21 protein-coding genes are annotated in these 24,371 nt (G+C 66.2%); 9 read left to right on the top strand and 12 right to left on the bottom strand.

The features are described 5' to 3' along the window. Positions 1 to 182 precede the first annotated feature (182 nt). Complete coding sequence (locus SAMIE_RS16305) at positions 183 to 3,014, top strand: TonB-dependent receptor (protein ID WP_066700797.1); 2,832 nt, start codon at positions 183 to 185, stop codon at positions 3,012 to 3,014. Here the strand turns inward: SAMIE_RS16305 and SAMIE_RS16310 are convergent. Continuing rightward, positions 3,011 to 3,742 carry a YggS family pyridoxal phosphate-dependent enzyme gene (locus SAMIE_RS16310; RefSeq protein ID WP_066700745.1) on the bottom strand — a complete coding sequence of 244 codons (732 nt, stop codon included), beginning with the start codon at positions 3,740 to 3,742 and terminating at the stop codon, positions 3,011 to 3,013. The two genes, SAMIE_RS16305 and SAMIE_RS16310, sit on opposite strands and share 4 nt — an antisense overlap. A 23-nt stretch (positions 3,743 to 3,765) precedes the next feature. Here SAMIE_RS16310 and SAMIE_RS16315 point away from each other — a divergent pair, with 23 nt between their 5' ends. After that, entirely contained in the window at positions 3,766 to 4,392 is a 627-nt protein-coding gene (locus SAMIE_RS16315) for a thiamine phosphate synthase (RefSeq protein WP_083952485.1), read from the top strand. Here SAMIE_RS16315 and SAMIE_RS16320 read toward each other — a convergent pair. After that, a complete protein-coding gene (locus SAMIE_RS16320) occupies positions 4,311 to 4,985 on the bottom strand; it encodes an HAD family hydrolase (RefSeq protein ID WP_066700796.1) in 675 nt (224 codons plus the stop codon). The genes SAMIE_RS16315 and SAMIE_RS16320 overlap by 82 nt on opposite strands. Before the next feature lie 101 nt (positions 4,986 to 5,086). On the opposite strand from SAMIE_RS16320, the gene SAMIE_RS16325 reads away from it, so the two are divergent. Genes SAMIE_RS16325 through SAMIE_RS16340 form a run of 4 tightly spaced genes read left to right on the top strand, consistent with a single transcriptional unit; the run spans position 5,087 to position 8,657 of the window. Beyond that, positions 5,087 to 6,196, top strand: a complete 1,110-nt coding sequence (locus SAMIE_RS16325) for an MlaE family ABC transporter permease (RefSeq protein WP_066700744.1) — start codon at positions 5,087 to 5,089, stop codon at positions 6,194 to 6,196. Further along, positions 6,196 to 7,068 carry an ABC transporter ATP-binding protein gene (locus SAMIE_RS16330; RefSeq protein WP_066700795.1) on the top strand — a complete coding sequence of 291 codons (873 nt, stop codon included), beginning with the start codon at positions 6,196 to 6,198 and terminating at the stop codon, positions 7,066 to 7,068. The genes SAMIE_RS16325 and SAMIE_RS16330 overlap by 1 nt, the downstream gene beginning before the upstream one ends. A gap of 3 nt (positions 7,069 to 7,071) precedes the next feature. Then, entirely contained in the window at positions 7,072 to 8,034 is a 963-nt protein-coding gene (locus SAMIE_RS16335; RefSeq protein WP_066700743.1) for an MlaD family protein, read from the top strand. Positions 8,035 to 8,051: 17 nt separating this feature from the next. After that, complete coding sequence (locus SAMIE_RS16340) at positions 8,052 to 8,657, top strand: ABC-type transport auxiliary lipoprotein family protein (RefSeq protein ID WP_066700742.1); 606 nt, start codon at positions 8,052 to 8,054, stop codon at positions 8,655 to 8,657. 6 nt (positions 8,658 to 8,663) lie between these two features. On the opposite strand, the gene pepN is transcribed toward SAMIE_RS16340, so the two are convergent. From pepN to SAMIE_RS16375, 7 genes are all read right to left on the bottom strand, one after another. Further along, entirely contained in the window at positions 8,664 to 11,264 is a 2,601-nt protein-coding gene (gene pepN, locus SAMIE_RS16345) for an aminopeptidase N (RefSeq protein WP_066700741.1), read from the bottom strand. Between the two features lie 69 nt (positions 11,265 to 11,333). Further along, positions 11,334 to 12,263 (bottom strand): ParB/RepB/Spo0J family partition protein, encoded by a 930-nt coding sequence (locus tag SAMIE_RS16350; protein WP_066700740.1) that lies wholly within the window; start codon positions 12,261 to 12,263, stop codon positions 11,334 to 11,336. Further along, complete coding sequence (locus SAMIE_RS16355) at positions 12,260 to 13,042, bottom strand: ParA family protein (RefSeq protein ID WP_066700739.1); 783 nt, start codon at positions 13,040 to 13,042, stop codon at positions 12,260 to 12,262. The genes SAMIE_RS16350 and SAMIE_RS16355 overlap by 4 nt, the downstream gene beginning before the upstream one ends. Next, positions 13,039 to 13,683, bottom strand: coding sequence for a 16S rRNA (guanine(527)-N(7))-methyltransferase RsmG (gene rsmG / locus SAMIE_RS16360; RefSeq protein WP_066700738.1), 645 nt, complete (start codon positions 13,681 to 13,683; stop codon positions 13,039 to 13,041). The genes SAMIE_RS16355 and rsmG overlap by 4 nt, the downstream gene beginning before the upstream one ends. After that, on the bottom strand, positions 13,680 to 15,530 hold the full coding sequence (gene mnmG, locus SAMIE_RS16365; RefSeq protein WP_066700737.1) for a tRNA uridine-5-carboxymethylaminomethyl(34) synthesis enzyme MnmG: 1,851 nt from the start codon (positions 15,528 to 15,530) through the stop codon (positions 13,680 to 13,682). The genes rsmG and mnmG overlap by 4 nt, the downstream gene beginning before the upstream one ends. Positions 15,531 to 15,585: 55 nt before the next feature. Further along, a complete protein-coding gene (mnmE, locus tag SAMIE_RS16370) occupies positions 15,586 to 16,869 on the bottom strand; it encodes a tRNA uridine-5-carboxymethylaminomethyl(34) synthesis GTPase MnmE (protein ID WP_066700736.1) in 1,284 nt (427 codons plus the stop codon). 10 nt (positions 16,870 to 16,879) lie between these two features. Then, complete coding sequence (locus tag SAMIE_RS16375) at positions 16,880 to 17,137, bottom strand: DUF6489 family protein (protein ID WP_066700735.1); 258 nt, start codon at positions 17,135 to 17,137, stop codon at positions 16,880 to 16,882. Between the two features lie 150 nt (positions 17,138 to 17,287). Here SAMIE_RS16375 and SAMIE_RS16380 point away from each other — a divergent pair, with 150 nt between their 5' ends. Beyond that, a complete protein-coding gene (locus SAMIE_RS16380; RefSeq protein ID WP_066700734.1) occupies positions 17,288 to 17,989 on the top strand; it encodes a dienelactone hydrolase family protein in 702 nt (233 codons plus the stop codon). Then, complete coding sequence (locus tag SAMIE_RS16385) at positions 17,986 to 18,957, top strand: quinone oxidoreductase family protein (protein WP_174522220.1); 972 nt, start codon at positions 17,986 to 17,988, stop codon at positions 18,955 to 18,957. The genes SAMIE_RS16380 and SAMIE_RS16385 overlap by 4 nt, the downstream gene beginning before the upstream one ends. Before the next feature lie 44 nt (positions 18,958 to 19,001). Here SAMIE_RS16385 and SAMIE_RS16390 read toward each other — a convergent pair whose 3' ends face one another. Both SAMIE_RS16390 and rho read right to left on the bottom strand, forming a co-directional pair. Beyond that, positions 19,002 to 19,724 carry a YjbE family putative metal transport protein gene (locus SAMIE_RS16390; protein ID WP_066700733.1) on the bottom strand — a complete coding sequence of 241 codons (723 nt, stop codon included), beginning with the start codon at positions 19,722 to 19,724 and terminating at the stop codon, positions 19,002 to 19,004. A gap of 21 nt (positions 19,725 to 19,745) precedes the next feature. Continuing rightward, positions 19,746 to 21,002, bottom strand: coding sequence for a transcription termination factor Rho (rho, locus tag SAMIE_RS16395; RefSeq protein ID WP_066700732.1), 1,257 nt, complete (start codon positions 21,000 to 21,002; stop codon positions 19,746 to 19,748). 254 nt (positions 21,003 to 21,256) lie between these two features. Between rho and SAMIE_RS16400 the strand changes: the two genes are divergently transcribed. Then, positions 21,257 to 22,213: a retroviral-like aspartic protease family protein gene (locus tag SAMIE_RS16400; protein WP_066700731.1), complete on the top strand. Its 957-nt coding sequence runs from the start codon at positions 21,257 to 21,259 to the stop codon at positions 22,211 to 22,213. Between the two features lie 7 nt (positions 22,214 to 22,220). Here the strand turns inward: SAMIE_RS16400 and SAMIE_RS16405 are convergent, their stop codons facing one another. Further along, the gene (locus tag SAMIE_RS16405; protein ID WP_066700730.1) at positions 22,221 to 24,299 is read right to left on the bottom strand and encodes a transglycosylase domain-containing protein; all 2,079 of its coding nucleotides are present in this window, start codon (positions 24,297 to 24,299) and stop codon (positions 22,221 to 22,223) included. Between the last annotated feature and the right edge of the window lie 72 nt (positions 24,300 to 24,371).

Below are 24,371 nucleotides of genomic sequence, written 5' to 3' on the forward strand. Positions count from 1 at the left end.
CTTACGTAAAGCGGCGAAACGCTGTTGCCGCTGTGCAACGGGTGGCGCAGATTATGTGCCGCACTTGCGGAAAAAGCGCAGAAATGCGCCAATCTCTTGCACTTAGTTTGTTGTATCAGCATAATCCTTCCTCAACCTTGACGTGGCAGAAAGCCATGCGGGCAGGAGAGGATGCAAAGATGATGACCGACAAGAGTCTCTGGTTGACGACCGTGGCGGCTGTGGCGCTGGGTGCGGGCGCGCCCGCGATGGCGCAGGATGCCGCGCCTCAGTCCGCGCCGCAGCAGGCCGCCGACGACAATGGCGACGCGCAGATCATCGTCACCGCCACCCGCCGCGCCAGCCCCTTGTCCGATGTGCCGATCGCGGTGTCGGCGGTCAGCGCGCAGGCGATGCAGAACAGCGGCGCGAGCGACATCCGCACGCTGAACCAGCTTGCCCCCTCGCTGCTCGTGTCCTCGACCGGATCGGAAGCCAATGCGTCGGCGCGTATCCGCGGCATCGGCACGGTGGGCGACAATCCGGGCCTCGAAAGTTCGGTCGCGGTGTTCATCGACGGCGTCTATCGCTCGCGCACGGGCGCGGGCCTCAACGAACTGGGCGAGATCGAGCGGGTCGAGGTGCTGCGTGGGCCGCAGGGCACCCTGTTCGGCCGCAACGCGTCGGCGGGCCTCATCAACATCATCAGCAAGGCGCCGGAAAAGACCTTCAGCGCGCGCGGCGAAGTGACCTACGGCAATTATGATTACTGGCGCGTCGCCGGACGCGTGACCGGCCCGATCAGCGACAGCATCGCGCTGGCGCTCGACGGGGTGTGGAGCAAGCGCGACGGCTTCTACAAGCTGCTCGACAATGCGGGCAACAAGGTCGGCGACACCAACGACCGCGACCGCTACTTCCTGCGCGGGCAGGCGCTGATCGAACCGAACGACGCGCTCTCCATCCGCCTGATCGGCGATTACACCAATCGCGACGAAAGCTGCTGCGGCGCGGCCTATATCGAAACGCGCGAGCGGCGGCCCGTCGCGGGCGGCGGATACAGCACCGCGCCGTTCAACCGCATCTCGGCCATATTGGCGGGTCAGGGCGGCGTGTTCCCCGACGATCCCTATGACCGCGAACTCACCATTACGCCCGGCCGCGACTATGTCAGCAAGCTCAAGGACTGGGGGCTGTCGGGCGAGGTCAATTATGATTTCGGCGGAGCGAAGCTGACCAGCATCACCGCCTATCGCGACTATCATTCGCGCGACTATGGCGATTATGACTATAACCGCGCCGACCTGCTCTACCGCGATCCCAACACGCAGCGCCGGTTCAAGACCTTCACGCAGGAACTGCGCCTGCAGGGCAGCGCGTTCGGCGATGCGCTCGACTGGCTGGTGGGCGGCTATTATGCCGACGAGAAGCTGACGTTGCAGGACAATATCCGTTTCGGCGCGGACTATGGCCGGTTCGCGGCGTGCCGCCTGATGGCGGGGGCGAGCGTCAACAGCAACCTCACCGCGCAGCAGCTTGCCGCCTGCGGCAGCGGTCTTGCGACGCAGGCGCTGATTACCGGCACGCAGGCGCAGCTCAATGCGGGTCTCGCGCCCGCGATCCGCGCCAGCCTGATCGCGCAGGGCGTTCCGGCGCCTCAGGCAACCGCCATCGCCAATGGCCAGGCGGCGGCGATCTCCACCGGTCTCGGCAACGGGCTGCGGGCGCTGGCGGCGATCCCCGCCGGGACGGGCGACACCGGGTCGCTCTATTATCAGCGGAGCAAGAACTGGGCGCTCTTCACGCACAATATCGTGCATATCACCCGGCAGCTCGATCTGACGCTGGGCCTGCGCTACACGCATGAGAGCAAGCGATTTTCCGCCGATCTCAACAACAACAATGCGACCTGCGCGGCGCTTCAGCCCGCCCTTGCCCCCATCGCCACCAACCCGGCGCTGGGCAGCGCGGCGACGCTGGCGGGCGGTATCCTGACGCTGGGCTGCCTCGGCAACGGATCGACCAGCCTCAATGCGCTCGACCTCAACGACCGCATCAGCGACGGCGAGTTCAGCGGTACGGCGGTGCTGTCGTGGAAACCCATTGAGGACCTGCTGCTCTATGGCAGCTATTCGAAGGGCTATAAGGCGGGGGGCTATAATCTCGACCGCTTCCAGCTCGGATCGACCGGCCTCAACGCCATTCCGGCGGTCTTTTCGCCGCGCACCAATGCCGATGCGGCCAGCCTGCGCTTCGCGGCGGAAAAGGTCGATGCGTTTGAAATCGGCCTGAAATACGCCCAGCCCAAATGGAGCGCGAACATCGCGGCGTTCCGGCAGGAGTTCAAGAATTTCCAGCTCAACACCTTCAACGGCACCAGCTTCGTCGTGCAGAATATCAACGGGTGCGACAGCGCGCTGTCGGCAACGCGGACCTGCGCGAAGGACGATGTGTCGCCGGGCCTCATCAGCCAGGGCGTCGAGCTGGAGCTGACCGCCAGCCCCGCGCGCAATTTCCGCGTATCGGGCGGCCTGACCTATGCGCGGGCCAAGTTCGCCAATCGCCTCGTCGGCAGCAGCGACGGGCGCGTCCCGCTCGACCCGGCGCTGTTCCTGCTGCCCGGCTCGATCAACTCGAACGCGCCGCAGGTGGTGACGACGGCGAGCGCCTCATGGACGCCTTCGCTGGGGTCGAGCGGCCTGTCCGCCCTCTTCTACGTCGACGGGCGCATGACGAGCGACTTCAACACCGGGTCCGACCTGTTCCCCGAAAAGCGGCAGGACGGCTTTGCGGTGGTGAATGCGCGCGTCGGCATCCGCGGCCCGGACCAGCGCTGGGCGGTCGAGTTCTGGGGACAGAATGTCTTCAACGAGAAATATACGCAGGTCGCCTTCTCCAGCCCGCTCCAGTCGAGCAGCCCGGCGACATCGACGACCGGCCAGTTCGCGCTGGGCGCGCCGATGGCGAACCAGTTGATCTCCGCCTACTTCGCCGAGCCGCGCACCTACGGCATCACGCTGCGGGCCGGTTTCTAGGCGAGGGAGTTGCGGGCCATCCCCCGCCCGCTCCCCGGCACCGGGCGAGCGGGCGGGGGGCGGTCGCCGAACAGGGCGCTCCCGACGCGAATGTCGGTCGCGCCCAGCATGACCGCGGTTTCATAGTCCGACGACATGCCCATCGACAGGCGCGGGAGGCCTTCTTCCCGCGCCATTTTTGCGAGCAGCGCGAAGAAGGGCGCTGGCTCCACATCGGCGGGCGGCACGCACATGAGGCCGAGGAGCGGGATGTCCGCATCGCGCGCCGCCGCGATCAGCGCGGGGGTTTCCGCGATGGGGCATCCGCCCTTCTGCTCCTCCGCGCCGATATTGACCTGAATGAAGCAGGGGATGCGCCGGTCGGCCCTGTCCATGGCTTTGGCGAGCGCGGTCAGGAGCGAGGGGCGGTCGAGGCTGTGGATCGCGTCGAAGAGGGTGACGGCGTCGGCGGCCTTGTTCGACTGAAGCTGGCCGACGAGGTGCAGTTCGATGCCGGGCTGTTCCTCGCGCAGGGCGGGCCATTTGTCCTGCGCTTCCTGCACGCGGTTTTCGCCGAAGACGTGCTGGCCCGCGGCGATCAGCGGGCGGATGGCGGGGGCGGCGTGGGTCTTCGATATGGCGATCAGGCGGATGTCGTCGCCCTGCCGCTGCGTCAGGCGGGCGGCGCGGTCCACGCCTTCGCGCACGGCGGCGAGGCGGTCGGCGGCGATATGGGTGTCGGTCGTCATGCGGGCTGCTATAGGCGAGGGCCATGGACGCCCGCCACCGCAAAAATCCGCCGCGCCTCTGGCTGATGACCGACGAGCGGGTCGATGCGGCGGCGCTGATCGCGGCGGCGGAGCGGCTGCCCAGGGGAGGCGCGGGGATCGTGTTCCGCCATTATCGCACGGCGGCGGCGGAGCGGCGCGCGCTGTTCCAGGCGCTGCGCCGGGTGGCGCGGCGGCGGCGGCTGGTGCTGATGCTGGGCGGCACGGCGCAGGCGGCGGCGGCATGGCGGGCGGACGGGGCGCATGGACGCGATGCGAGACGCGCCGCCCGGCCGATGCTGCGCAGCCGTCCGGTGCATGATGCGACGGAGGCGCTGGCTGCGCGCGGCGCGGATGTGGTTTTCGTTTCCCCGCTTTTCCCCACGCGCTCGCATCCGGGGGCGCATGCTTTGGGGCGGGCGCGTTTCGCGGCGCTGGCCCGGCAGTCAGCGCCGCCGGTGATTGCGCTGGGCGGGGTCAGGCCTTGCCACCGCCGCCTGCTGCGCGGCATCGGCGCTGACGGCTGGGCGGCGATTGACGGGCTGACGCTTCAGGACCAGTCGACGCGCGGCCAGCCCCGCTCGGCCGCCAGCTTCGCCAGCGGCCGGTGCGGGTTGGCGGCGAAGGGCTGATCGGCATATTCCAGCATCGGCGCGTCCGACACATGATCGGAATAGGCGCGGATGTGGGCATGGGCGCGGTCGATGGCCTCCGCCGTCATCCACCCCTTTATCATCCGCAGCTTGCCGGTGTCATAGCAGTTCTCGCCCGCGATCTTCGCCCGCACATAGCGCAGATCCTGACTGAGATGATCGGTTGCGATCACTGCGTCGAAACCCAGCCGCCGCGCGATGGGTTCGACATAGAGGCGGTAGGAAGCGGTGGCGAGCACCAGCCGGCAGCCGTCCGCCCGATCGTGCGCGATCTGCGCCAGCGCGCCCTGCCGCACGTTGGTGGCCATCACCTTGTCGGCATAGCTTTCGACATGGGGCATCAGCTTCGCGCGCTCGACGTTGAAGCCGATCATCAGCGCCTGATTGAGTTCCTTCAGCCGCTGGCGCGTCACAAGTTTCAGCACATAGGCCAGCATCAGCAGGATGACGCCGGGAAACAGCGCCAGACGCCACGGCGCCATGCGTCGCGCGACGTGGATCAGGAACCCGGTGTAGGTGCCCGTCACCGTCACCGTGCGGTCCATGTCGTAGATCGCCAGCCTGTGCACCATCATGCCGTTTCCGAAACTTTTCCGCTTACCCTTCGTTCTGGCTTGCGGATGGGCCGTTTCGGCTTGCCGCGCAACCGATAATGGACCACTAATCCCATCGCATGAACAAGGCCGCCGATCTTGCCGAGGAAGTGCGCGAAGGCGGCAGCGTGCTGCGCCTGTCCGGGTCGCTGGCGATCGCCTGTCTGCATGACCTTCCCGACCGTCTCGACGCGGTGTCGGGGCCGGTGGCGGCGATTGATCTGGCGGACGTCACGCACATGGACACCATCGGCGCGTGGACGGTGCATCGCGCCGCGACGCGCCTCAGCGCGGAGATCACAGGCGCGAGCGGGGACGCGGGGCGGCTGATCGACGCGGTGGGCGCGCTGGACGAGCCGGTCGCGATCCGCCCGGATCATGTTCCCGCGCTGCGCCGCGTCGTCGGCCAGATCGGCGAGGCGGTGATCAATTCATTCGCCACGCTGCTGGGGCTGATCGGTTTCTTCGGCGGCACGCTGGTGGCGACGTGGAACGTCATCCGCCATCCCCGCCGCTTCCGCATCAACGCCGTGGTCCAGCGGTTCGAGGTGGTGGGCGTTTCCGCGCTCGGCATCATCGGCCTCATGAGCTTCCTCATCGGCATCGTCATCGCCCAGCAGGGTTCGGTTCAGCTCCGCCAGTTCGGCATGGAGATGCTGACGATCAACCTCGTCGGGCGGCTGACGTTTCGGGAACTCGGCGTTCTGATGACCGCGATCATGGTCGCGGGCCGGTCCGGCTCCGCCTTCGCCGCGCAGCTCGGCACGATGAAGCTGACCGAGGAGGTGGACGCGATGCGGACCATCGGCGTGTCGCCGATGGAGGCGCTGGTCCTGCCCCGCACGCTCGCGGTGGTCATCATGATGCCGCTGCTGGGCTTTTACGCATCGGTCATGGCCGTCATCGGCGGCGGGTTTCTGTGCGCGGTGGCGCTGGAAATTCCGCCCATCACCTTCGTCCAGCGGCTGCGGGAAGTCGTGCCGATCACGGACCTGTGGGTCGGCCTGATCAAGGCGCCGGTGTTCGGCATCATCATCGCGCTCGCCGGCTGTTTTCAGGGCTTGCAGGTCGAGGCCAACGCCGAGGAAGTCGGCCTGCGCACCACGGCGGCGGTGGTTCAGGCGATCTTCCTCGTCATCGTCATCGACGCTTTCTTCGCGGTGTTCTTCACCTGGGTCGGGTGGGTATGATGAGCGAGGAGGAGCTGCGCGAGATCGAGGAAACCCGCGTCGAGCAGGCGATCGAGGGCGAGGACATCGCGATCAAGGTGCGCGGCCTCAAAAACAGCTTCGGCGACCAGACCGTGCACGAACATCTCGACCTCGACGTGCGCAAGGGCGAGATATTGGGCGTGGTGGGGGGATCGGGCACCGGCAAATCGGTGCTGATGCGGTCGATCATCGGGCTTCAGACGCCCGACGAAGGCGACATCCATGTGTTCGGCGAATCCATGATCGGGCGGCTGGACGATGAGGCGCTGGCCGTGCGCAAGCGCTGGGGCGTGCTGTTTCAGGGCGGCGCGCTTTTTTCGACGCTGACGGTGGCCGAGAATGTCGAGGTGCCGATCCGCGAATATTATCCCAATATCGGGCCGCAACTGCGCGACGAGATCGCCGCCTACAAGATCCGCATGACGGGCCTGCCGACCGAAGCCGGTCCCAAATATCCCGCCGAACTTTCGGGCGGCATGAAGAAGCGCGCAGGCCTCGCCCGCGCGCTGGCGCTGGACCCCGACCTTCTTTTTCTCGACGAGCCGACGGCGGGCCTCGACCCCATCGGCGCGGCGGCGTTCGACGATCAGACGCGCAAGCTGCAACAGACGCTTGGCCTCACCGTTTTCCTCATCACGCACGATCTGGATACGCTCTATTCGATCTGCGACCGCGTGGCGGTGCTGGCCGACAGGAAGGTGATCGCGGTCGGGACCATTCAGGAACTGCTGGCGACGGACCATCCGTGGATTCAGGAATATTTCAACGGCCCGCGCGGCCGGGCCGCGACGGCCGCAGTCGAACGCGAGAAGAACAGGGCCGCCGACGGCGCGCCGGACGGAAGGCGATAGGATATGGAAACCCGCTCCAACCATGTGCTGGTGGGCACCGTCACGCTGCTGCTGATCGCGGCGATCATGGCCGCCGCCTTCTGGTTCTCGCGCCTGTCGCAGGGGGACAGCACCGAATATGACATCTTCTTCAAACAGTCGGTGAATGGCCTCGCGAAAGGATCGTCGGTCAACTATTCGGGCGTGCCTTCCGGGCAGGTCGAGAAGATCGAACTGTGGAAACGCGATCCGAGCTTCGTGAAGGTGCGCATTTCCGTGAAGGAAGGCACGCCCGTGCTTCAGGGCACGACCGCCACCATTTCGGGCGTGGGCTTTACCGGCGTCAGCGAGATCGTGCTGGACGGCGCGGTCAAGGGCGCGCCGCCGATCATCTGTCCGGTCGAGAATGTCCTCGCGGCCTGCCCTGACGGCGTGCCGGTGATCCCGACCAAGCCGGGTGCGCTGGGCGAACTGCTCAACAATGCGCCGCAACTGCTGGAGCGGCTGTCGACGCTGACCGAGCGGCTGACCGAACTGCTCAATGACAAGAACCAGCAGTCGATTGCGGGCATCCTCGCCAATGTCGAACGGGTGTCGGGCGCGCTGGCCGACCGCAGCCCCGAAATCGCCGCGACGCTGGCCGAAGCGCGCATCGCCGTGCAGCGCACCGGCGTCGCCGTCGAACAGATCGGCAAGCTCGCCGACACCACCAACACCATGCTGAACGAGGAAGGCCGTCCGCTGATGGGCGACCTGCGCAAGAGCGTGCAGGCGGCGACGCGCAGCATCGACACGCTCGACAAGACCATCGCCGAAGCGCAGCCGGGCGTGCGCGCGTTCAGCACGCAGACCATGCCGGAGGTCAACCAGTTGGTCCGCGATCTGCGCGAAATGTCGCGGTCCTTCCGCGGCGTCGCCGAAAAGCTGGATCAGCAGGGCGCGGGTTCGCTGGTCGGATCGCCCAAGCTGCCGGATTACAAGCCATGACGAGAGAGAGGCGGACGATGTTCCCCATGAAACAAGCGAGCGCGCTGGGCGCTCTGGCTGCTGCCCTGCTAGTGTCGGGATGCGTGTCCATCGGGCCGAAGCCGCCGCAGCGCCTGCTGACGCTCGACGCCGCTCGGAAGGTTCCGGCGGGGGCGGCGCAGGACGGAACGGGCCGCACGCTGATCGTGGCCGATCCTGAAGCGCCGCGCGCGCTGGATACGGTGCGGGTGCCGGTGCAGCTCAGCCCCACCTCCGTCGCCTATGTGATGAAGGTGCAATGGTCGGATACGCCGCGCCACCTGTTCCGCCGCCTGGTCGCCGAAACGATTTCCGCGAGCACCAGCCGCGTCGTGCTGGACAGCGGGCAGTTTTCGGACGAGGCGGGAGAGCGGCTCACCGGGGAACTGGTCGCCTTTTCCATAGATCAGGCGAGCAACAGCGCGGTCGTCACCTATGACGCGGCGCTGACCAACCCCGGCGGCAAGGTGCTGGCGCGGCAGCGCTTCACCGCGAGCGCGCCCGTGGGCGGAAAGATCGACGCCGCGACGGTGGGCGCGCCGCTCAACGCCGCCGCCAACAGCGTCGCCGCCGAAGTGGCGGCGTGGGTTGCCGCGCGGAACTGACGGGGTTCAGTCGAGGCTCTTGCCCGCCTGTTCCATCACGTCCTTCGAAAGGCCGGGCGTCGCCAGGATGCGCTGCAACTGTTCGCGCATCATCGCCGCCCGCGCGCCGTCGAAGCGCCGCCAGCGACCCAGCGGCGGCACCAGACGGGCGGCGGTCTGGGGATTGATCCGGTCAAGCGCGACGATGCAGTCCGCCACCAGCGCATAGCCTCTGCCCGATGCCTGATGGAAACCCCACTGGTTCGCCGCGAAAGCGCCAATCAGCGCGCGGACGCGGTTGGGGTTGGCGAGCGTGAAGTCCTTGTGACGGCCAAGCTCGGCGACCTGATCGACGATGGCGGGATGGAGCGCGAACGCCTGCGTCTGGAACCATTTGTCGAGCGTCAGCGGGTCGGATGCATAACGGTTATAGAAGATGTCGAGCGCGGCTTCGCGTTCCTCGCTGCCGCCATTGGCAAGCGTGGCGAGCGCTGCCTGCCGCTCAGTCATATTGTCAGCCTCGCTGAACTGGGCGAAGGCGATGGCGGGACCGTCCGCAGCGCCTGACGCCACCAGATAATGCAGCGCGGCGTTGCGCAGCTTGCGCGCGCCCTTGGCGGCCGGGGAGAGGGAGAAGCTGGCGGCTCCGGTGCGCGCATGGATGTCGCGCCACAGAGGCTCCAGCGCCGCGCCGATCCGTTGCTGAAGCGCGTCGCGGGCGGCATGAATCGCGTCGGGATCGACCCGCTCCATCTGGTCGCCGAGATAGGCTTCGCTCGGCAGGCGCACGGCTTCCGCCACGAACGCCGCGTCGAGCGCCGGATTGGTGATTGCGCCGCGGACGGCTTCGATCACGGCATCCTCGCCGACAGGGCTGCCCGCGATTCGGCCGATGAGGACGTTGACCATGAGCTGCTGCATCGCCTCATAACGGGCGAAGGGGTCGTCGTCATGCGCGGCGAGGAAGGCGAGATCGGGCTGGCTGAGGTTGGTTTCGACGATCACCGGCGCGGAAAAGCCGCGATTGATCGACAGGATCGGGCCGTGGGCGACATTTTCGAACAGGAAGCTCTGCCGCGCTTCGGTCAGCATCAGCACTTCGTCCCTGCCATGCGCGCCCGTCGCGGAATCGAACAGGGCTGTGCGCAGCGGGATCGCCATCGGCTTCTTGTCCGGCTGGCCGGGCGTGGGCGGAATCTGCTGCTCCAGCGTCAGCGTGGCGGTGGCTGTGGCCGGATCATGCGACAACAGCGCCTTGACGCGCGGTGTGCCGGCCTGTTCATACCAGAGGCGGAACTGCCGCAGGTCGAGATCGGCCCCCTCCTCCATCGCGACGACGAAATCCTCGCAGGTTGCCGCTTCCCCGTCATGCCGGTCGAAATAGAGGTCGGTCCCTGCGCGGAACCGCTCCGGCCCCGCCATCAGGGCCATCATTCGAATCAGCTCCGCGCCCTTGTTATAGATGGTGGCGGTGTAGAAGTTGCTGATTTCCATATAGGATTCGGGTCGCACGGGGTGAGCGAGCGGGCCGTTATCCTCCTGGAACTGACCGGCGCGCAGGATGCGGACATCCTCGATCCGCTTGACCGCATGGCTGCCCATGTCGGCGGAGAAATTCTGATCGCGAAAGACGGTGAAGCCTTCCTTGAGGCTGAGCTGAAACCAGTCGCGGCAGGTGACGCGGTTGCCCGACCAGTTGTGGAAATATTCGTGTGCCACCACCCCTTCGACGCCATCGTAATCGAGGTCAGTCGCGGTTTCCGGGTCGGCCAGAATGTAGCGCGAATTGAAGATGTTGAGGCCTTTATTCTCCATCGCGCCGAAGTTGAAATCGTCGACCGCAACAATGTTGAAAACATCGAGATCATATTCGCGGCCATAGACGCGTTCGTCCCACGCCATGCTGTTTTTGAGCGCCTGCATCGCGTGCGCCGTGCGCGGAATATCGGCTTCCTTGACCCAGATGCCGAGCCTGACCTGCCGCCCGCTCATCGTTACGAACCGGTCGGCATTGCAGGCGAGGTCGCCCGCCACCAGCGCGAAAAGATAGCAGGGCTTGGGATAGGGATCGGTCCATACGGCATAATGGCGGCCATCGCCCAGATCGCCGCTTTCGACCGGGTCCCCGTTGGCGAGCAGGATGGGGTAGGCCGACTTGTCCGCGACCATCCGCACGCGATAACGGGACAGCACGTCGGGGCGATCGGGGAAGAAGGTGATGCGACGGAAGCCTTCCGCTTCGCATTGGGTGCAGAGCAGGCCGCCGCTGGCATAAAGGCCCATCAGCTTGCTGTTGTCCTGCGGCGCGATTTCGACCAGCGTTTCGACTTCATGCCGGTCGCCGCACAGGGGCAGCACCAGCGTGCCGTCCTCCAGATGCCACTGATCCTGTTTCAGCACCTTGCCATCGACGCGGATCGCCACCGGAACCAGCCCGTCTCCATCCAGCCGCAGCGGCCCGTCATGCGCGCCGTTGCGCTCGACGGTCAGGGTCGCGCGAACCTGCGTCCGGGCAGGGTCGAGGGCGAAGTCGAGTTCGATGTCCGGCACCAGCCATGCGGGCGGCCGATAGTCGGAACGGCGGATGACAGCGGGGGAGGCGGTTTGGGGAGCGATGATGTCGGCCATGCCGCAACCTAGGTGGCGGGTCGCCAAAACGCCAGAGCATCCGACGCAAAAGCTCCGCTTGCCTCGCCCCTAGATACGTTCGCCCGACAGGCGCTGGCACAGCATGTCGAGCTGGTCCAGATTGGAGTAGCGGAGCGACAATGCGCCGCCCCCGCCGCCTTCATGCACGATGTCGACGCGCAGGCCCAATATGTCGGCCAGATGCTGTTCGAGCGCGGCGATGTCCGGATCTTTCGCGGTTCCCGTTGCGCTTTTCGTGGTGCGCGGGGTCGAGGCATCGGAGCCGGTCTTGACGCGGCGAACCAGTTGCTCTGTATCGCGGACGGACAGCCCCTTGGTTTCGACCTGCTGCGCAAGGCGCTCGCAATCGGGCGCGCCGATCAATGCGCGGGCATGGCCCATGCTGATCCGGCTGTGCATGACCTGCGTCTGCACCGCCTGCGGCAGTTCGAGAAGGCGCATCAGGTTGGCGACATGGCTGCGCGACTTGCCGACGATCCGGCCCAGCGCTTCCTGACTGTGATGAAATTCGGCGATGAGCTTGCGATAGGCCTCGGCTTCCTCGATGGGATTGAGGTCTTCGCGCTGGATATTTTCGATGAGCGCGATTTCGAGCGTTTCCTGCTCATCGAAGTCGCGGACGATTGCCGGGATGCGGTGCAACTGCGCGCGCTGCGCTGCGCGCCAGCGCCGCTCACCGGCGATGATCTGGAACCCCCCGCCATGGGGCCGGACGATGATCGGCTGAATGACGCCGCGCTTGGCGATGCTGTCAGCCAGTTCCTGCAGGGCGGCATCATCGAAATGGCGGCGAGGCTGCTCGGGGTGCGGATGGATCAAAGCGACTTCGATGCTCTGGACGGTTTTCCCGTTCGCCTGAGCAGGATTGGCGGCAACCGGCTCGTCCCGCGTCGCGTCGCCCAGTAGCGCGGACAGTCCTCTGCCCAGCCCCTGCGGACGTTTGGCGCTCTTGGGCTTTTCGGTCGTTTCGTCGCTCAAGCGGCAACCTCCTGCTGGGGCAGCCGGGCGATGAGTTCGCGCGCGAGCCGCATATAGGCTTCCGATCCCGAGCAGCGGAAGTCGTAGATCAGTGCCGGGACGCCATGGCTGGGCGCTTCGGACAGGCGAACGTTTCGCGGGATCACGGTCGAGAAGACGAGATCGCCCAGACATGCGCGCACATCGTCGGCGACCTGATCGGTCAGACGGTTGCGCCGGTCATACATGGTGAGCGCCACCCCCATGATCGACAGGGTCGGATTGAAACGCCCGCGAATCCGGTCGACCGTAAGGAGCAGTTGCGACAGTCCCTCCAGCGCGAAAAATTCACATTGCAGCGGCACCAGCAGCGACTGGGCCGCGACCATCGCATTGATCGTGAGCAGGCCGAGCGAAGGCGGGCAGTCGATCAGGCAGATGTCCCACCGGCCGGGCTGCGCCTCCGCAAGGACGCGCTCCAGACGGTGCGTGCGCTCCTCATATTCGATGAGTTCGATCTCGGCGCCGGAGAGATCCTGTGTTGCGGGGACGATGTCGAGCTTGGGCACGCGGGTGGAGACGATGCTGTCTTCCAGCGCGCAATTGCCGACGAGCAGATCGTAACTGGACTGCGTCCGCTGCGACTGGTCGATGCCAAGGCCGGTGGACGCATTGCCCTGCGGGTCGAGATCGACCAGGAGGACGCGCAATCCCGTGGCGGCCAGCCCGGTGGCGAGGTTGATCGCCGTGGTCGTCTTGCCCACGCCGCCTTTCTGATTGGCGATGGCGATGCGGATCATGAACGACCTTTCTTCCTGCCTTGAGGGACGACGCCCCGCGCAACGATGATCGAGCTTTCCGGATCGGTGACGCTCGGTTCCACGTGGAACACACCTTGCCACGCCGGGCGCGCCGCCTCCAGTTCATTTTGCGCATTTCGGCCCTTTGGCAGAACCCAGACCGTTTTTGCATTAGAAAGATGGAGCGCGGACGCCCATAACTGCGGCAGCGGCGCATAGGCGCGGGCGCTGACGATGGCTGCGTTGCATGGCGGTGCATTTTCGACGCGGCCGCCGAATATTTTCGCATGCCCAAGGCCCACGTCGTCGATCACATGCTGGAGGAAGTCTATACGCTTGCGCCGGCTTTCGATCATCAGGATGGGGCGGTTAGACAGGCAGGCCACCACGATGCCGGGAAGCCCTGCGCCGGAGCCGAGATCGATCCAGGCGCCATCGCCGTCGTTGCGCGCGTGTGTCAAAAGCTGGGCCGAATCGACGATGTGGCGCGCCCAGAGATGCGGCACGGTGGAAGCGGAAATGAGGTTCTGCTCCGCCATGCCTTTCAGAAGCAGGTCGACATAGCGTTCCAGCTTTGCCGCTGTTTCACGTGAAACATCAAAGTTGCTATCGAGCCATGCCCTCGCTTCGTCTTCGGTCACGCCGCCTGCCGCCTGACATGGACAAGGATCGCCGCCAGCGCGGCGGGGGTGACACCACGCACCCGCCCGGCCGCGGCAAGGCTGTCCGGACGCGCGGCGTCGAGGCGTTCGATCATTTCGGTCGACAGGCCGCCGACGGACGCGAAATCGAAATCGGGGGAAATGATGACGCGCTCGTTCCGCCGAAGCTCGGCAATCTCCGCTTCCTGCCTTTCGAGATAGGGCGCGTAATGGGCGTCCTCCAATATTTCGGCGCGAAGGCCGGGCGAAGCAGCACGCAGGGCGGGGCTGGCGTGCATGAGCAGTTCGGGAGTTACTTCCGGAAACCGCGCCCACTCAAAAAGAGATCGCCGCGCGCCGTCCTGTCGCACGGCCGCGCCCGCGCGCGCCATTTCGGTGGCCGTCGCCATCCTCGCCAGATCGGCCTCCACCCGCCCGCGCTCTGCCTGCCGCCGCTCGATCCGCGACTGCCGCTCCGGTCCGATCAGGCGATGATCCAGCCCGATGTCGGCGAGCCGTGTTTCCGCATTGTCGGCTCTCAGGCGGAGCCGATACTCCGCGCGCGCTGTAAGCATCCGATAGGGTTCCGGCACGCCCTGCAGCACGAGATCGTCGATCATGACGCCGATGTAGGAGCTGGCCCGGTCAAGGATGAGCGGCTCTTCGCCCGCAACAGATGCGGCAGCGTTGGCCCCCGCGATCAGGCCTTGCGCTGCCGCTTCTTCATAGCCGGTCGTGCCGTTGATCTGTCCTGCGCAGAACAGTCCGGAAATGGCGCGCGATTCAAGCGTAGCGGTCAGCGCACGAGGATCGACATGGTCATATTCGACCGCATAGCCCGGAACGACGATGGCCGCCCGTTCAAGGCCAGCCATCGACCGCACCATCGCGGTCTGCACATCGGCGGGAAGCGACGTGCTGATGCCGTTGGGATAGACGAGGGGGTCGTCCAGCCCCTCCGGTTCGAGAAATATCTGATGGCCGTCGCGGTCGCCGAAGCGCAGCACCTTGTCCTCGATGGACGGGCAGTAGCGCGGCCCCCGCCCCTCAATGGCGCCGCTGAACAGGGGCGACCGGTCCAGCCCGTTGCGGATGATGTCATGCGTGGCGGCGGTGGTGCGGGTGATGGCGCAGGCGAGTTGCGGCAGCGGGCGGCCCGCCGACATGGACGACATCGTCCAGTCCAGCCCGTCCGACGGCTGGGCTTCAAGCGCGCCCCAGTCGATAGTGCGGCCGTCGATGCGCGGCGGCGTTCCCGTCTTCAGGCGAGCGATGGGGAGGCCGAGCGCACGAAGCTGAAGCCCGAGGCGAGTCGCCGCCCGCTCACCGATGCGACCGCCCTCCTCGCGCTCACTGCCGCGAAACATGCGCGCCGCCAGAAAGGTGCCGGTGGCGAGGACGACTGCGCCGCTGTGCATCCGCCGTCCGTCCGAGAGGTCGACACCCACTACTCGGCCGTTATGCATCACGAGTTCTGCGGCTTCGCCCTCGACGCTATGAAGATCGGGGAAATCGTCCAGCAGAGCATGAATGGCCTGACGGTAACGCTTCCGGTCGGCCTGAATGCGCGGACCTTGAACCGCAGCGCCCTTGCTGCTGTTGAGCATGCGATAATGGATGGCAGCTGCATCGGCGGCGCGCGCGATGAGGCCGTCCAGCGCATCGACTTCCCGGACGAGGTGGCCTTTGCCAAGGCCGCCAATGGCAGGATTGCAGGACATCGCTCCCACGGTTATGCGGTCGAAAGTAACGAGCGCCACTTTCGCGCCTTTCCGCGTCGCCGCTGCTGCGGCTTCGCATCCGGCATGGCCGCCACCGACCACGATCACGTCATAGCTTGTCTGCATGACGTGCCCTTACCAGAACAGCGGCCATCGGGTCAAAAGCGTTCCACGTGGAACATTATTTGCCGATGCAGAAGCTCCCGAACAGGCGGTCGAGCATGTCTTCGGTGCCCGCCTGTCCCGTCAGCGCGTCGATTGCGGCGCGCGCGAGGCGCAGTTCTTCGGCGATGACGAGGAGGTCCGTGTGCCGCGCGGCTGCGGTGAGATGGCCATGAAGCTGTCGCACGCGCTGTCTCTGCCGCGCATGAAGGGCGACATCGCCCGGCCCCGGAAGCAGGTGGCTTGCCCGGTCGAGGAGTTGCGTGATCAGCCTGTCCATCCCCTCACCGGTGACAGCGGACAGGTTGAGACCGGGGCGATCGGCGGGCTGCCGGTCCCGCTGCGCGGAAATCAGGATCGCGTCTTCGCGCGGCAGATCCTTGCCGTCGCCCAGCCACAGGATGATGTCGGCGGCTTCGAGCGCGGCGCGCGCGCGGGCGATGCCGATGGCTTCGACCGGATCGTCGCTGTCGCTTCGCAGACCGGCGGTGTCCGTCAGCAGAAAGGCGACGCCACCGATGGCGGCGGGCACCTCGATCCGGTCGCGCGTCGTTCCGGCGATGTCCGATACGATGGCGGCGTCCCTGCCGACGAGGGCGTTGAGGAGGGTCGATTTGCCCGCATTCGGTGGCCCTGCCAGCACCACCCGCACGCCGTCGCGCAGCCGTTCGGCAGAGGGCGCGTCGAGCGCCTGCCCAACCTCGCGCTCCAGAGCTGCGATGCCGTCGCCTATCCGATCCCCGATGGCGGCATCGGGCACGTCATCCTCGTCCGAAAAGTCGAGCGCCGCCTCCGCCATCGCCGACAGTTGCAGCAACGCCTCCCGCCAGGCCGCGATCCGGCGCGAGAAGTGGCCTTCCGCCATCATCAGCGCGGCGCGGCGTTGTCCCTGCGTTTCCGCCGCGAGCAGGTCGGCGAGGCCTTCGACGGCGTTAAGGTCCATGCGTCCGTTTGCAAAAGCCCGGCGCGTAAACTCCCCCGCCTCTGCCCGGCGCAGGCCCGGCATGCCGGCAAGCGATTTTTCCACCGCTGCAATGACCGCCCGGCCGCCATGGCAATGAAGCTCGACCATATCCTCGCCGGTCACGGTTGCGGGGCCGGGCATCCAGAGGACGAGCGCGCGGTCGAGAGGCTCCGCCGCCGCGTCGCGCAACAGACGCAGGCTGGCGGTGCGCGGCGGCGGCAGCGCCCGGCCCGACAGGCGGCGCAGCGCCTCTCCGGCGAGCGGCCCGCTGACGCGGATGATGGCGATCCCCGCCGGCGGCGCGCCGCTCGACAGGGCGAAGATGGTGGCGTCCGGCACGGGGTAGACGTTACTTCCTGTCTTCCTTCGCGGGGGACCCCATGCCCGAAAGACCCAGATTGACCATCTGCTGAAACAGCCGCATGCCTGCGTCGCCCATGGGCGAGAAGCTTTTGAACAGCGTCTCCATCTGCTCCGCGCTGCCGATGCCATCGAAGCCGTCGAGCATGGTCTTGATATATTTGTCGTGGATCGGCGTTACGTCGGGCAGGCCGAGAAAAGCCCGCGCCTCCGCCGGGGAGCAATCGACATCGACGGTAACTTTCATAGCCAGACCCTTCCTGCACCGGCGCGAGTGCCGACCTCCTCATGCCGCAAATCGCGCAGGAAACGCAAATTTTTAACATCGACCCGTGGTTGCAAGCCCGCGCCGTTCGGCCAATATGCGGCAATGCATTCATGGCGAGAGGCGATTTCAATGGGCGAATTCAAACCGATCAGGACGCTGGCGGGCGACGAGAGTTTCGATATCTATGTGGCCCTGCCGGAAGGGGAAGCGACCGCAGCCATCGTCGTCATTCAGGAGATTTTCGGCGTCAACGAAGGTATCCGCCGCAAATGCGACAGCTGGGCAAAGGCGGGCTATGCCGCCTATGCGCCGGACCTCTTCTGGCAGTTCGAACCGCATATCGAGCTGGACGCGGATGTGCCGGAAGAAATGCAGACGGCGCTCAGCTATTTCCCGAAGTTCAATCAGGATCGGGCGATCCGCGACATCGAGGCGACGATCAGGGTCGCGCGGGACGCGCTGGGCGGGGAAGGCAAGGTCGGGGTCGTCGGCTATTGTCTGGGCGGACGACTGGCCTTCATGTCGGCCTGCCGCACCGATGGCGACGCTTTTGTCGGCTATTATGGCGTCGGCATCGACAATCTGCTGGGGGAGCAGCACGCCATCGGCAAGCCGACGATGCTGCATATCCCGACCGATGACGGATTCGTGCCCGCGGATGTGCAAAGGGCGATGCACGAAGGGCTGAAGGACAATCGCCATGTGACGCTGCACGATTATCAGGGGCTGGACCACGGTTTCGCGGCAGAAATGGGCAAGCGGCGGGTCGAGGAGGCCGCGCAACTCGCCGACCGCCGCACGGCCGATTTCTTCGCGCGGGCGCTGGCATGAGCGGCACGGGCCTGCGGATCGTCGTCCGCTCCCACGGCCGGCCAGAGGTGATGGAGCAGGAGCGGTTCGATCCCGCTCCCCCGCCGGCTGGCCACATCCTTATTCAGACCGAAGCGATCGGGCTGAACTATATCGACACCTATTTCCGGAGCGGCCTTTACCCGACCGCCCTTCCGCTGACGCTGGGGTTCGAGGCGGCGGGCCGCGTCGCGGCGGTCGGGGACGGCGTGAATGCGTTCCGCGTCGGCGACCGCGTGGCGAGCGGCACGTTGCAGGGCAGCTATACGACCCACTGGACCGTGCCCGCCGCGCAGGTGATCGCCCTCCCCGACGCAGTGTCTGCGGAAGATGCCGCCGCGCTGATGCTGAAGGGCATGACCGCCTGCTTCCTTGCGGAAGATATATTGCCGCTCAGGGCGGGGCAGGTGGCGCTGGTTCATGCGGCGGCGGGCGGCGTGGGATCGGTGCTGGTTCCCTGGCTGCGGGACAAGGGCGTGAAGATCATCGCGCATAGCGGTTCGGCGGCCAAGGCCGCTGCCGTCGACGCGGACCACAGCCTGCACGGCGATCTGGCCGATCTTGCGCCTGCGGTGCGGGAACTGACCGGGGGGCTGGGCGTCGACATCGTCTATGACGGGGTGGGCAAGGATAGCTGGCCCGCATCGTTCGCCAGCGTCAGGCGGCGCGGCATGATCGTCAGCTACGGCAATGCGTCTGGCGCGGTGCCGCCGATCAGCCTGCTCGATCTCAGCCGTGGCGGATCGCTCTTCGTAACGCGGCCGACCATGTTCGATTATGTCGGGACGCGCGAGGAACTGGAGCGGACAGCGGCGCGGCTGTTCGACCGGATCGAAAGAGGCGTGGTGCGCGCTGCGGTCAATCAGCGGTTCGCGCTGACCGATGTCGCCGATGCCCATCGCGCGCTGGAATCACGGCAGACGACAGGCGCTACCATATTGATTCCCTGACGAAAAAGGACGCCGCCGACCACCAGGCGGGCGGCGTCCGGCCATCAGGCGAACAGGGTCAGAAGCCCGACATTCTGGTCGACGATGCCTTCGTAGATCATCTTGCCGGCGACATAGACGATGACGGCAAGGCCGATATAGGCGATCCAGCGGAAGCGCTCGATATAATGGGCGATGACGTTGGCGGCGATGCCCATCAGCGCCACGGACAGGACCAGCCCGATCATCAGGATGCCCGGATGATCGCGCGCCGCGCCCGCGACGGCGAGCACATTGTCGAGGCTCATCGACACGTCCGCGACGGCGACGGCCCATGCCGCCCCGGCAAAACTCTTGGCGGGGCGCAGGCCCGATATGTCGTCGTCGCTCGGGTCGTCCGGCGTGTCCGCGCCGCGCCTGGGATGTAGTTCGCGCCACATCTTCCAGCTTACCCACAGCAGCAGCAGCCCGCCCGCCAATATGAGGCCGACGATCTGCATCAACTGGCTGACCACCAGCGCGAAGGCGATGCGAAGGACCAGCGCGGCAAGGATGCCGATCAGGATCACCTTCTTGCGCTGCTCGGCGGGAAGGCCTGCGGCCAGCGCGCCGACGACGATGGCGTTGTCCCCCGCCAGCAGCACGTCGATCATCAGCACCTGCACGAAGGCGGACAGGGCCGATGGTGACGTGATGTTGCTGAAATCGTTGAGGATATGCTGCCAGATCTCGGTCGGAGAACCGAGACCCTGCGCCGCGGACGCGGCAGTGGCGAGAAGATCGAACATCGCGGCTGACGTCCTTCGCGCTTACTGGTTCATCGTCGCGAAGAAATCCTCGTTGGTCTTGGAATCCTTCATCTTGTCGAGCAGGAATTCCATGGCATCGACCGTGCCCATCTGCATGAGGATGCGGCGCAGCACCCACATCTTGCTGAGCGTCGGCTTTTCGACCAGCAGTTCTTCCTTGCGGGTGCCGGACTTGCCGACATCCAATGCCGGGAAGATGCGCTTGTCGGCCACCTTGCGGTCGAGCACGATTTCGGAGTTGCCGGTGCCCTTGAACTCTTCGAAGATGACTTCGTCCATGCGGCTGCCGGTGTCGATCAGCGCGGTGGCGATGATGGAGAGCGAGCCGCCTTCCTCGATATTGCGCGCCGCGCCGAAGAAGCGCTTGGGCCGCTGGAGCGCATTGGCGTCGACGCCGCCGGTCAGCACCTTGCCCGAGGAGGGCACCACAGTGTTGTAGGCGCGACCGAGGCGGGTGATCGAATCGAGCAGGATCACGACGTCCTTTTTGTGTTCCACAAGGCGCTTCGCCTTTTCGATCACCATTTCAGCGACCTGCACGTGGCGGGTGGCAGGCTCGTCGAATGTGGAGGAAACGACCTCGCCCTTCACGCTGCGCTGCATGTCGGTGACTTCCTCGGGGCGCTCGTCGATGAGGAGGACGATCAGGAAGACTTCGGGATGATTGTCCGTGATCGCCTTGGCGATGTTCTGGAGCATCACGGTCTTGCCGACTCGGGGCGGCGCGACGATCAGCGTGCGCTGGCCCTTGCCCTGCGGCGATACGATGTCGATGACGCGCGCCGACTTGTCCTTGATGGTCGGGTCGAGCGTGTCGAGCCGCAGCTTCTGTTCGGGATAGAGCGGCGTCAGATTGTCGAAATTGACGCGATGGCGGACGGCATCGGGATCGTCGAAATTGACGGTGTTCAGCTTCGTCAGCGCGAAATAGCGCTCGCCATCCTTGGGCGCGCGGATTTCGCCTTCCACCGTGTCGCCGGTGCGCAGGCCGAACTTGCGGACCTGATTGGGCGAAACATAGATGTCGTCGGGACCGGCGAGGAAATTGGCTTCGGGGCTACGAAGGAAACCGAAGCCGTCGGCCAGCACCTCGATCGTGCCCTCGCCCATGATCTGTTCGCCATTTTCGGCCTCCGCCTTGAGGATGGCGAACATCAGATCCTGCTTGCGCAGCGTCGATGCGCCTTCCACGCCCAGTTCCTCAGCCATGGTGACGAGGTCGGCGGGGACGGTTTTCTTGAGGTCCTTGAGATGCATGGTCGAATGGGTCCGATAGGGAAGAGGAGAGAGCGGCCGGAAAGGAAGGAGGGATGCGGACGCTGAAGGCCCGAGGCGCACCCCGCTCCGGACGGGCGGGATGGTCGCTGGGGCATTTACCGGCGGCCGCCATCCCAAGTCAAGGCGGGAGCGCGGCGACAGGGCGGGAAATCGCGGCGCCATGTGCGGCTGCTATGGCTAGAGGCGGCCCGGCGGTGGTATAAGGCGGCGATAACAGGTCGAGGGACGAGGATATGGGACGGTTGCACCTCCTGATCGGGCTGGCCATGGCCACCGCCGCTTCGGTCTGCGCGGCGCAGGATACGGCCTCGCCCGATCCCGTCGACCCGCCCGCGGTGGTCCGCACCGGCCCTTCCCATGACGAGCGGGTCACGATTCCCATCCGGATCGACGGCAAGGGGCCGTGGAACTTCGTCATCGACACCGGGTCGCAGCGCACGGTGATCGCGCGCGATCTGGCGCAGCGGCTCGCTTTGCCGGCGCGCGCCAGTGTCACGATCCTCAGCATGACGGGCCGGTCCGAAGCGGGCACGGTCGCGCTGCCCGACATCGACTTCGGCGGCGGACGCGTCCGCGACATCGAAGCGCCGGTGCTGGAAGGCGAAAATCTGGGCGCGCCCGGCCTGCTCGGTCTCGACAGCCTGCATGAAAAGCGGGTGACGCTGAATTTCCGCACCGGGCAGATGGAAATTGCGCGCAGCGGCGGACCGTTGCGCACTGCCCCGGCCGACCGCGACACCATCGTGGTTGAGGCGCGGCGCAAGCGCGGGCAGCTCATCCTGCTTCATTCCGATGTGAACGGGATGCGGGTCAACATCATGCTCGACACCGGCGCGACCGTCAGCATCGGCAATCTGGCGTTGCGCGACCGGCTGGTGGCGAAGAAACGCGCGCCCGAGCTGCTGACCGCGGTCCTGACGAGCGTGACCGGGGGAACGCTGGTGGGCCAGGTCGGGCGGATCAAATCGGCGCGCATGGGGGGCGTCACGCTTGTCGACCTGCCGGTGCTTTTCGCCGACGCCAGCCCGTTCGCGGAACTCGGGCTGGAGGACAAGCCAGCGCTGCTTCTGGGCATCAGCGCATTGCGGGTGTTCGACCGGGTGGCGATCGACTTCGGGCGGGGCAGGGTCGATTTCCTGATGCCCGACGCCATGGCGCCAGTGACGACGCGGCTGGCGTCGGCGGACTGAGGCCGGGTCAGGGGTTGGTCGCGGGGCGCGGAGGCTGCTGTTGGCGCTGGCGGTCGCGGCCCAGCACATTGTCGATCCACTGCTGGTCGATGCGGGGCGGCTGCGGGCGGTCCTGCGGATCGACGTCCATCTGGGGTTCGTCATCCTGCGGCTCCGCATCACGCGGCTGCGACCGTTCGATGGGCAGGCCGTTTTCATCGACCATCATGCCGGGATCGGGCGTGTTGTAATAGGCCTCCTCGTCCGGTTCCAACTGCCATTCGGGCAGCGTCACTTCGGTTTCGAACTGTTCGACCGGGCGTCTGGCGACCGCGACCTTCATATAATCGGCAAAGGCGCGGGCGGGGGCGCGGCCCCCCTGCAGCACCGACACGGCGCGGGCGTCGTCGCGGCCCATCCAGACGCCGGTCGTGATACCGCTGGAAAAGCCGAGGAACCAGCCGTCCTTGTTGCTGCTGGTTGTGCCGGTCTTGCCTGCGACGGGCCGTCCGATCTGCGCGGCGCGGCCGGTGCCGGTGGACACGGCGGTCTGCATGAGGTCGGTCATCCCCGCCGCCACCCATGGCGCGACCAGCACCCGGCTGGTGTCGTCCTGATGACTGTAGAGCAGGCGGCCATCGGCGGTCGTCACCCTGGTGATGCCATAGGGCGTCACCGCGATCCCCTTGCGCGCGATGGAGGCGAAGGCGCGGGTCATGTCGATCAGGCGCACGTCCGATGTGCCCAGCACCATGGATGGATGGGTGTTGACCGGCGTCGTGATGCCGAACCGGCGCGCCATGTCGGCGACGGTCGGGAAGCCGACTTCCACGCCCAGCTTCGCCGCGACGGTGTTGATCGAATAGGCGAAGGCGGTGCGCACGTCGATGTCACCCGCGAACTTGCCATTGCTGTTACGCGGACTCCAGCCGTTGATCGTCACGGGCTCGTCCGTGACGCCGGTGTCGGGCGTGTAGCCCGCTTCGAGCGCGGCCATATAGACGAAGATCTTCCACGCCGATCCGGGCTGGCGCGTCGCGGTGGTGGCGCGGTTATAGTTGGAGGTCACATAATCGAGGCCGCCGACCATGGCGCGCACGGCTCCGTCGCGGTCGAGGCTGACGAGCGCGCCCTGCGTGCCCGAAGGCACATTCGCCTTGATCGCGGCGGTCGCGGCATTCTGCATGCCAAGGTCGATGGTCGTGTAGACTTCGAGCGGCTCATTGGGTTCGTCGATCAGCACGTCGAGCTGCGGCAGCGCCCAGTCGGTGAAGTAGCGCACGCTGTTCTGCGGCGGCTCGGGCGCCATCTTCACGGAGGACAGATTCGCGTCTGCACGCTGCGACGCCGAAATCTTGCCATTTTCCTGCATCAGGTCGAGCACCACGCTCGCGCGCCCGATCGCGGCGTCTGCGTCGGCGGTGGGCGAATAGCTGGACGGCGCCTTGACGAGGCCCGCGATAATGGCGGCTTCGGGCAGGCTGAGGCCGGTGGCGGGATGACCGAAGAATTTGCGGCTGGCGGCGTCGATGCCATAGGCGCCGCCGCCGAAATAGACCTTGTTGAGGTAAAGTTCGAGGATCTGGCGCTTCGAGAATTTGCGCTCCATCGCCATCGCCAGCACCATTTCGCGCAGTTTGCGCCCGAAACTGTAGCTGTTGTTGAGGAAGATGTTGCGCGTCACCTGTTGCGTGATGGTCGACGCGCCCTGCCAGCGGCGGCCCGATCCGCGCCGCTCGACGGCGACCCATGCCGCGCGCGCCATGCCGACCGGATCGACGCCGGGGTGCAGGTAGAAGCGCTTGTCCTCGGTGGAGATCATGGCGTCGACCATCACCTGCGGGATCTGGTCATAGGAGAGCCATTGGCCAAAGCTCGGCCCGAGGGACACGATCACGCTGCCATCGGCGGCGTGGACGCGGATCATCTGGCCGTTGGGGGAGGATTTGAGGCTGTCGTAACCGGGCAGCGACTGCATCGCGATCACCACGGCGATGACGATCGCAAGCAGCCCCGCGACCGCCGCGCCAAGGGCGATCTTGGCCCCGCGCACCAGCCATTTCCTGACGCCCGTGCGCGCCGCCTTGCTCTTGCCTGATCCAGCCATCTGTGCCGCCCCGAATAGGCGCTAATCCCCGCGCTCGCCAGCGCAAATCACGCGGCGGGCGAAAGTCGCGCC

Origin of the sequence: Sphingobium amiense (genome assembly GCF_003967075.1) — a bacterium.
Taxonomy (GTDB): Bacteria; Pseudomonadota; Alphaproteobacteria; order Sphingomonadales; family Sphingomonadaceae; genus Sphingobium; species Sphingobium amiense.